Source organism: Brenneria sp. L4-2C, from assembly GCF_040240335.1.
GTDB lineage: Bacteria > Pseudomonadota > Gammaproteobacteria > Enterobacterales > Enterobacteriaceae > Brenneria.
The window spans coordinates 1-9,754 of the sequence record NZ_JBEIAC010000012.1 but is presented as its reverse complement, the minus strand read 5'-3'; the positions used below and the strand labels follow the sequence as shown (position 1 = coordinate 9,754).

Here is a 9,754-nt window from a genome sequence, read left to right as displayed (position 1 = left end):
TAAAAAATCGCCTGGAGCGATTTTCAACGTCGCTTGCGACGGCCCGTAGGGCGAGTCTCACGGATGAGACGAGTAAAAAATCGCCTGGAGCGATTTTCAACGTCGCTTGCGACGGCCCGTAGGGCGAGTCTCATGGATGAGACGAGTAAAAAATCGCCTGGAGCGATTTTCAACGTCGCTTGCGACGGCCCGTAGGGCGAGTCTCACGGATGAGACGAGTAAAAAATCGCCTGGAGCGATTTTCAACGTCGCTTGCGACGGCCCCTAGGGCGAGTCTCACGGATGAGACGAGTAAAAAATCGCCTGGAGCGATTTTCAACGTCGCTTGCGGCGGCCCGTAAGGGTGGCGGGCAGGATAGCCCGCCATAAAAAATCGTTGCGACTGACAGGTTGGCAAGCCGCCGAGAGACTATTATTTGAAGCGCTTAAAAATAAATTATTTTTTCATTGGGGTTATCACGTTACTGCTGGCGCTGGCCTTATGGCCCAATATCCCCTGGCGCAGTAGCCAGGACGTTCAGCTCAGACAGATCCTTGCACGCGGCGAGTTGCGCATCAGTACCGTCAATTCGCCATTGACTTACACTATCAGTAACGGCGCCCCGGCAGGCCTTGATTATGAACTGGCAAAACGTTTCGCCGATTATCTCGGCGTTAAGCTGGTGGTGTCGTCGCGTAAAAATCTTGATGAGCTGTTTGACGCTCTGGATAACGATGACGCGGACATGCTCGCCGCCGGATTGATTTACAACAATGAGCGTTTGGGACGCTTTCGCGCCGGGCCGACCTACTACTCCGTCTCGCAACAGATGGTCTATCGCCTGGGGAAGCCTCGCCCTAAAACGATGGAAAATTTGAAAGGACGCCTGACCGTCACTTCGGGATCGGCGCATATCGCCACGCTGCGCGAACTGAAAGCCGATAAATACCCGCAGTTGAAGTGGGAGTCCGCCACCGATCTGACCTCGCTGGAACTGCTGAAACAGGTGGCTGACGGCAAGCTCGACTATACGCTGGGCGATTCGATCACCATCGGTCTTATGCAGCGGATTCATCCGCAGCTTGCCGTCGCATTCGATCTCAGCGATGAAGAGCCGGTAACCTGGTACATGCGACGATCGCATGACGACAGCCTCTCCGCGGCGTTGCTGGATTTTTTCAGTCGTATCGTTGAGGACGGCACCCTCGCCCGTCTGGAAGAAAAATACCTGGGCCATGTCGGCGAATTTGATTACGTCGACACCACCACCTTCCTCAGCGCCATTGACGAGATCTTACCTGACATCCAGCCATTATTTGAAAAACACGCCACGGATATCGATTGGAGATTACTGGCGGCCATTTCCTATCAGGAATCGCACTGGAATCCGCTGGCAACCTCGCCGACCGGAGTACGCGGACTGATGATGCTCACCCGGAATACGGCGGAAAGCCTGAATGTCACCGATCGTCTCGACCCCGAGCAGAGTATTAGCGGCGGCGCGCGCTATATGTCGCATATGATGCAAAAAATGCCGGCGACCATCCCGGAGGATGAAAAAATCTGGTTTGCCTTGGCCGCCTACAATATGGGATTCGCACATTTGCTGGACGCCCGTAAACTGACCGCAAAACAGAACGGCAACCCTGATAGCTGGGTCGATGTAAAAATACGTCTGCCGATGCTCAGCCAGAAACGGTACTACACGCAAACCACATACGGCTATGCGCGCGGACACGAAGCCTACAACTATGTGGAAAACATTCGCCGCTATATGGTGAGTCTGGAAGGATACCTGCTGGAAAAAGAGGCGAAAGCCAAACTGAAACAGCTTTCGGCACAGGCTTATCCGGTCGTTCCGCCCAATAAAGTGCCGGAATAAACCTGCGATCGCAATTAATTCGCGGCTTTTTTCTGCGCCGCTCTCAGCGCCTTATGCTGCTCGCGCCGCCGGCGGAAAAAATCGCTCAGCGTGGCGGAACATTCAGCAGCCAGTACGCCGGCATCAATGGTTATCTGATGATTCATGCCGGGATGGCGCAAAATATCCACCAGCGAGCCCGCCGCGCCGGTTTTTTCATCCGCCGCCCCATAAACCAGACGGCCGATACGGCTGTGGATCATCGCCCCGGCGCACATAATGCAAGGCTCCAGCGTCACATACAGGGTAGTATTCAACAGACGGTAGTTTTGCAGCGCCATGCCCGCCTGACGCAACGCCATGATTTCAGCATGGGCGGTAGGATCATGATGGCCGATCGGACGGTTCCAGCCTTCGCCTATCGCCTGATTATCCAGCACCAGCACCGCGCCGACCGGCACCTCGCCTTCATCCTGAGCGCGCCGGGCCAGCGTCAAAGCATGACGCATCCAATATTCATCATTCAATTCGCGGCTCATGGTTTCCCTTACGCTATTGGCAACTTTTGCGGCGGGATTATATCCATTGATGCGCGCCAGGCAAAATCAGACGTCCATTATTCCAACTGTTGCAGGCTGCCGTTGGGCGTCACACGCCAGCGATGCTCGCAAAAATAGAGCAGCGGATTATCCTGTTTACTGTCGCTATAGCCGCTGTAAAGTTTCAGCGGCGTCCCCAAATGCCTTTCCATCTGGATGACCTTCTCTTTCCCCAGGCAGCGCAGCGCCAATACCCAGCCCCCGCCGCCGCGCGTTATCTGGCTTCCCATCAGCCGGACCCCGGGTAAAAAAGGAGCATCATGGTAGACCTGCTCGACCAGACGCTGAGGCGATCCCGTCACCAGCCAAACCTGCGCATTGCTGTCCTGCAAATACTCGGTCAGCCGCTGCTGTACCTGCGGGAAAGGCGTCACCTGACGACGAAAATCACTGATAAACTGTTTTTCCAACCGGGCAAGACGCGCCTCAGTGCGGCCAAAGGTAATGGCCCACAACAGCCAACTCATCGGCCAGCGCGCGGCGCGCCCCTGCGCCAATAAGCCGCAGCCGATAACCGGCAATAAAGGGACAACCAGAATAAGGTTAAGGGGTAACCGTTTAAGCAGAAAACGCAAAAAACTGCCAAACATATCCTGCTGATGCAGCGTGCCGTCTAAATCAAAAAATACAATGCGCGGTTCTGGCTTATCACTCAAAACATCACTCCTCAGTGAACCTTAAATCAAGACGATAGTTAATCGTATGAAACAACGGGGAAAATACCATTTCCGTCATTCCCGTTTCCTCTCACGCCGGCTTGGCATCATAGTAATCGCTTTTTGTCGTTATGAATGTAAGATATTCTGCAACTCTCTATAATCTAAATATAATCTAATTGATTCGCCTCCAGGCAAATAAAAAGCGCCCGGCGGGCATACAGAGAAACATCCGTGCAATACCATTTGCCGAAGGCATCCCGCTACAAGCGTTTACTCATCTGCTGTCTGTTGTTACTGCTGGCGGGTTCGCTGCGCGCAGACTGGGATTTTCCCCTTATTACGCAGCGGACGGAGCAACTGTACGGCCCCGCCTCGCCAGAAGCCAGGCGTCGAATCAATGAGTGGCAGGCTTTACTCACCGCCCAGCGTAATGCGGATGAACAAAAACAGCTGGAAGCAGTGAATCTTTTTTTTAATAACCATTTGCTGTTTCGCGATGATATCGTCATCTGGGATCGGGATGATTATTGGGCCAGCCCGATAGAAGCATTGCGCAAAGGCGCGGCGGATTGCGAAGATTACGCGATTGCCAAATACTTCACTTTACGTCACTTAGGCGTGGCAAGTGAAAAACTGCGCATCACTTACGTTAAGGCGCTGCGTCTCAACAAAGCCCATATGGTGCTTACCTATTATCCGACACCGACTTCAATCCCGCTGGTGCTGGATAACCTGACGAACAACATTCAACCTGCGACCCTGCGCACCGACCTACTGCCGGTTTACGCCTTTAATGGCGAGGGATTATGGCTGCCGGGAGCAAGCGGCAACCAGCGCGTGGGAGACAGCAAACGACTTTCGCGCTGGCAGGAGCTATTAACCAAAATGCGTGCCGAGGGATTTTCAATTGAGGAGTAGGATGAGGCTATGTCTCTATACAAACAGCTACTGATAGCCATCTGCCTGTTCGTGCTGATTATTTTCAGCGGAAGTTTTTTCGTCAGTCTGGAAAACTCTCGCGAGCAATATAATAACCAGCTGCGTTCCCATGCACAGGATGCGGCCACCGCGCTCGGCCTGTCCCTGACGCCGAATATCGACGATCCGGCGATGGTGGAACTGATGGTCAGCTCCATCTTTGACAGCGGCTACTTTTCCAGCATCCGCGTTCGCGACTTAAAAACCAATCGCATCACGCTGGAACGTATGGCGTCGCCGGACGTACCCGATGTTCCGCCCTGGTTTGTCCGGCTGGTCAATCTTCACCCCGGCGCCGGCGAGGCCATCGTCATGCGCGGCTGGGAACAGGCGGCCAAAGTGGAGGTGGTCAGCCATCCCATGTTCGCCGTCACCCGTTTGTGGAAAAGCAGCTCCGCCACGCTTTTCTGGCTGCTGGGTTGCGTCACGCTGGGCGTGTTGCTTGGCGCGGTGCTGCTGCGCCGTCAACTGCGCCCGCTGGATTATATCGTCGAGCAGTCGCTGGCCATTACGCGCCGCGAGTTTCTTAGCCAGCCCGATTTACCCAGCACGCCGGAGTTCCGCCGGGTGGCGCAGGCGATGAATCAGATGGTCAGCAAACTCAAAACATTATTCGAGGAAGAAGCCGAACGCAGCGAACGTTTACGCCAGGAAGCCTATCAGGATGCGCAAACCGGTCTGGCTAACCGCCGCGCTTTCGATATCCAATTTCAGGACAAACTGGCCGATGATGAAACCTCTCCGGGCTTTCTGATTATGATCCGCATTCAGGATCTCGCCGGTATGAACCAGCGACTGGGAGGACAGCGCACCGATGCGCTGCTGGCCTCCATCGGACAGACCATCCGCGACAGGCAGAAACAGCATGCCAATACCGAAAGCCTGTCCGCCCGTATTCGCGGCGGCGAGTTTGCCCTGCTCTGCCCCGGTCTGGTGGAAAAGGAAGCCATAGCCCTGATAGACGAACTGACTCGCGACCTTGAAAACCTGTATTTAACCGGTGAAACCGACGTCTCTCCGGTCGCCAGAATTTGCAGCGTGCCATTCCGTCCCGGCGACAGCGCGCAATCACTGCTGATACACGGCGATCAGGCGCTGACCAACGCCGAGCGTCATTCCGACAAAACCACCGGAGAACGCCTCCAGCCGCCGTCGGAACAGGCGGAAACCGACCGCCACATGTGGTTTAACCGACTGGAATCCATACTGGAGCAGGAACAACTGCAACTGTTTCTGCAACCGGTGGTGGAGTGCCTTAATCCGCATAACATTCTGCATCACAAGGTACTGGCAAGGATTGAAGACGAACAGGGAAACAGTATCGCCGCCGGCCATTTCCTTCCCTGGGTGCAGCGCTTTGGCTGGAATACCCGGCTGGACCGGGTGATACTGAAACAGGTATTGAATTATTTACGTCAGCATGAGGGGACGCTGGCGTTGAGTCTATCCTGCAACACGGCGCTCGACCTGCCTTTAATGGCTCAGTCGCTGGCGCCGCTGAAAAATGAACCTCATCTGGCCAAGCGCCTGATTCTGGAATTAGATGAGAATCAGTTGCCGGATTCCGTGCAGTTTGACGGATTAATCAAACTCCTGAACGAATATGGCTGCGCGCTGGGGATCCAGCACTTCGGCGGACGTTTTAATATGATCGGCAACTTATCGCAATGGGGGCTGGCTTATTTAAAAGTCGACGGTAGCTATATCCGCAATATCGACCGTGAAGCGGACAAAAAAATGTTTATTGAAGCCATGTACCGGGCCACCAATAGCATCGCGCTGCCGCTTATCGCCGAACGCGTGGAAACCACCGGAGAATTGCAGGTGCTTCAGGAAATGGGATTGCAAGGCGCAATGGGACGTTTACTGGGAGAACCGGCGCCGGCCGCAAAGTAACCACCGGTTATGCTGGGGCGACGTCACAGACGTCGCCCTTACAATACTCAGAACATACTGTCATCGTCATCATTGATTAACTTGTTCAACCCGCCGTTCAATGCTTCACGCGCCTGCGCCCGGCCAATCAGTTTCAACTGCGCCGCCGACGGGAAATCCGTAATGTTGATGACGCCTTTATCGATGAGTACCTGAATCAAATCTTCAAGCACCCGCACCATGTCCAGATCGCTCTGGCGCAACTGCTGTAGCCCGTCCATCGCTATTTTATTACTGTCGCACCACGCCAGCGCCTCTGTTGAGTCGTCAGCGAGTTCGCCATTCATTTCGGGAAAAGGCCGCGCCTCAACCCTGATTAGATGGCCGTTACTATCGCGCTGGATATAAAACATACGCAGAGACCTTATTAAGTATGCCTGATAAAAGAAAGGAACCTCTTTACCAGAGGTTCCCGTCTAAGTGATTACCCGTTAGCTATGCGTGTTTTCGGGTTTGCTGATTAAACTTTCAAGGGACGGCAACGCGCCGCTATAGTGTTCCAGCGTGATAGACACCGCCACCGTGCCGCCTTTGTCGCCGGAGAAGTTGCCTTCCGTGCTGACTTCAATCGTTGGCGAGCCATTGCTTTCCGTAATGCGGATATAGTTGCTGATATCCGTACCCTGCTCCAGTTCACCGACCAGATCGCTTAAATCGATCCTGTCGCCTTCGCCGGCGTTGAAATCTTTAATCACGTCATGCCCGACATCGCCCGCCTGCCATTTAAACAGATCCGCGCCGGAACCGCCGGTCAGGATATCATTGCCTGGCCCGCCGATCAGAATATCGTCGCCGTCGCCACCATACAGCTTATCGTTGCCGCTTCCGCCGTACAGCGTATCGTTGCCGCCCTGACCGTAAAGGATATCGTTGCCCGTACCGCCGTTGAGAATATCATTACCGTCATTGGCGGAAGAGAGATCAAACTCATCGCTATGGTGAGTAATGTAATTATGCATCTCTTTGGTGGTCGGCGTCGTATCCTGCAAGCCCATCCGCTCGCCAATATACTGCTGCAAGGCGGAGAGGCCGTTGCCTTCGATATTATCCAACGTCACCACATCGCCGAACAGGATATCGTTGCCCAATCCGCCGTTGAGGTCATCGTTGCCGGCATGCATCGGCTCATTGGTACCCAGAATCGCCTCATTGAGCTGACTGGGATCGATATGATCCAGCACCTTACCGTCGGTGTCATAGTTTTGCAGACTGCTGGCGTTCAGATCGTCACCGACGCCTATCGCTTCAACATTCGACAGCTTTTTCAACTGGGCAAACGCTTCTGCCGCTTGCGCATGGCTGGCGTCGAGATTACCTGAATTATCTACCCAATAGCGACCGCTCCAGTAGGAGCTATTGTTGCCGGCGCCGCCGAGGGTGGAAATTTCGTAGGTGCCGTCCCCCTGAGCATGAACTTGTCCGATAACCGTACGCGTGACTCCGCCCCAGCCGGCGCTGTATTGATAAACATTCCCTTTCGTATCAATTACTTCACGAGAACCATTATAAACAGTTGTGTAGTAGGACTGACCTGGCGTATAGCTAATATCGTCAATATTCAAATTCAGCTTCTGCCACCCTTCGCTGATACGCACCTGATTAGTTTCGCCGGTCTGATAGTAGGTCGGCTCGCCATCGGTAATAAAATAGGTCAGGTTATTGCCGACGTTACTGGTTACCTGCCCGCTCTGGAACCAGTTGGCGGTGGTTTTAAACACATCCTCATAGTTGGTGCCGCCGCCTTGCGACAAGCCGCCCACCATCGAATTCAGCACGTCGGTCAGGTTCTGCAAGGCGTCCGGATCGCTCAGGTTGACGGACACCGTTTTACCGACCTGGGTATCGAAATCGGCCAGAAAGACGTTAACCGTGCCTGAGTTGGCGCCGTTGGCGCTTTTTATCAGGGAATTAAACACATTGGTCAGCGAAGCCTGGGTTTTGGCGATATCGCTGCTCGACATGCTGCCCGAAGAGTCGACCATAAATGCAATGTTATAGTTCTGCCCTTCAACCAGCTGCAACCCGGAAACATCCGCCACCATCACATCATGACTGTGGGTGCCTGACATGGTGTCGTCGCCGGTCGAACCAATGCTCATCGCATACTGTTCGACCTCTTCCACCGAAGAACCGGTCGCAGAGTCATAATTCGCCGATTCGGTTGACGTCGCCTGCGCCACCACATCGAACTTGCCTGCCGATACCGGCACGCGAATATCGATATCCGCGGTCAACGACTGAGCATTATCACTATTCGGGATCAGATAAGTCCCATCGCTGCCGACGGTATACAGCACCGTATTACCGGAGACCACCTGCGTGCCTTCCGGCAGCCCGGACAGCGTGATGCCGGACAGCGTTTCGCTGCCGTCGGTATCCGTCAACGCGGCGGAAACACTGATGGTATGCGCCTGATAGCCGCTCTGGGCGGAACTTATTTCGACCGTAGTGGTGCCGTCGTTATCCGCCAAATAGGTTGAACCATCGCCGTAGATTACCCCTTCCAGCTGGTTGCCGCTGCTGATTAGCTGCCCGTTGCCGTAAACATTCACGCCGTCAAAGGTATTCACGTTGCTGGCGGCATTGTTGTTGGTCGAGTTGCTGACGCTATATTTGGACGTATCGCCGTCCTGAAGGAAAATATAGTCCGGCGACGTGCCGCTGGCTTCCGAACCGCCGTTGCCGCTGACCTGATTCAGACCACGTTGGTTGCCGTCCTGTTTATATCCGGAACCGTCATGCACCACATAAACATCTGAGTAGCTGCCGCTGCCGTTGATATTCCCCTGGTTGTAGTAGGCAATGACGCCGTTACCCACCACTTCGGGAACCGGATCTCCCTGCGTCAGCCAGACGCGCACGCCATCGCCGATAGCGACGATCTTGCCGTCCTGAACATCGAATCCGCCATTCTCGCTGCCGCCGTTAACCTTGATGGTCTCCGGTATCAGCGTGGTTTCGCCGCTGGTGGTTTCCAGCGTCACCACTGGCGTATCCGCGACTGGGGTAACGCCCACCGTCACCGTACTTACTGCTGTGCCGCCGTTGCCATCCGCGACCGTGACAGTAAAACTGTCGCTGCCGCTAAGATTGGCTTTCGGGGTATAGGTGTACTGCCCGGTATCTGAGTCCAGAACCAGGGTGCCGTTCTTCGGCGCCTCGCCCACGGTATAGTTCAGCGTATCGCCATCGACATCGCTGGCGGTGATCTGTCCGGTCACCGGCGTATCTTCCAGCGTCGTCAGGCTCTGATCGGCGGTCACCGGTGCATCGTTGACCGCGGTCACGCCAATATTCACCGTGCTAACGGTGGTACCGCCCTGTCCGTCAGCCACCGTGACGCTAAAGCTGTCACTGCCGTTAAAGTTGCTTGCAGGGGTATAGGTATATTCACCGGTAGCGGCGTCCAGTGTCAGCGTACCATTCTTGGGCTGCTCGCCCACCGTGTAGCTCAGCACGTCGCCGTCCACATCGGATGCGCTGATGGCGCCGCTGATCGGCGTATCTTCCGGCGTAGTGATCGTTTGGTCGGCCGTGACCGGTGCATCGTTGACCGCGGTCACGCCGATATTCACCGTGCTGACCGTGGTGCCACCCTGTCCGTCCGCCACCGTGACGGTAAAGCTGTCACTACCGTTAAAATTGGCGGTCGGCGTATAGGTATACACGCCGGTGGCCGCATCCAGCGCCAGGGTGCCGTTCTTCGGTTGTTCGCCCACGGTGTAGCTCAGCTCGTCGCCAT

General features: G+C 54.9%; 7 protein-coding genes. 3 read left to right on the top strand and 4 right to left on the bottom strand.

Annotated features, from left to right (window positions below):
- Window positions 1-416: 416 nt before the first annotated feature.
- Window positions 417-1,862 carry a membrane-bound lytic murein transglycosylase MltF gene (gene mltF, locus ABRZ26_RS16550; protein WP_319605254.1) on the top strand — a complete coding sequence of 482 codons (1,446 nt, stop codon included), beginning with the start codon at window positions 417-419 and terminating at the stop codon, window positions 1,860-1,862.
- A gap of 14 nt (window positions 1,863-1,876) precedes the next feature.
- On the opposite strand, the gene tadA is transcribed toward mltF, so the two are convergent.
- Together tadA and yfhb are read right to left on the bottom strand one after the other, a co-directional pair.
- On the bottom strand, window positions 1,877-2,380 hold the full coding sequence (gene tadA / locus ABRZ26_RS16545) for a tRNA adenosine(34) deaminase TadA (RefSeq protein WP_319605253.1): 504 nt from the start codon (window positions 2,378-2,380) through the stop codon (window positions 1,877-1,879).
- A gap of 77 nt (window positions 2,381-2,457) precedes the next feature.
- Window positions 2,458-3,096 carry a phosphatidylglycerophosphatase C gene (yfhb, locus tag ABRZ26_RS16540; protein ID WP_319605252.1) on the bottom strand — a complete coding sequence of 213 codons (639 nt, stop codon included), beginning with the start codon at window positions 3,094-3,096 and terminating at the stop codon, window positions 2,458-2,460.
- A gap of 234 nt (window positions 3,097-3,330) precedes the next feature.
- Here yfhb and lapG point away from each other — a divergent pair, with 234 nt between their 5' ends.
- A complete protein-coding gene (gene lapG / locus ABRZ26_RS16535; protein WP_319605251.1) occupies window positions 3,331-4,017 on the top strand; it encodes a cysteine protease LapG in 687 nt (228 codons plus the stop codon).
- Window positions 4,018-4,026: 9 nt separating this feature from the next.
- Complete coding sequence (gene lapD / locus ABRZ26_RS16530; protein ID WP_319605250.1) at window positions 4,027-5,973, top strand: cyclic di-GMP receptor LapD; 1,947 nt, start codon at window positions 4,027-4,029, stop codon at window positions 5,971-5,973.
- A 47-nt stretch (window positions 5,974-6,020) separates the two neighbouring features.
- Here lapD and ABRZ26_RS16525 read toward each other — a convergent pair whose 3' ends face one another.
- Window positions 6,021-6,365, bottom strand: coding sequence for a tryptophan synthase subunit beta (locus tag ABRZ26_RS16525; protein WP_319605249.1), 345 nt, complete (start codon window positions 6,363-6,365; stop codon window positions 6,021-6,023).
- 78 nt (window positions 6,366-6,443) lie between these two features.
- A partial coding sequence (locus ABRZ26_RS16520; protein ID WP_319605248.1) for a tandem-95 repeat protein occupies window positions 6,444-9,754 on the bottom strand: 3,311 nt, incomplete at its 5' end.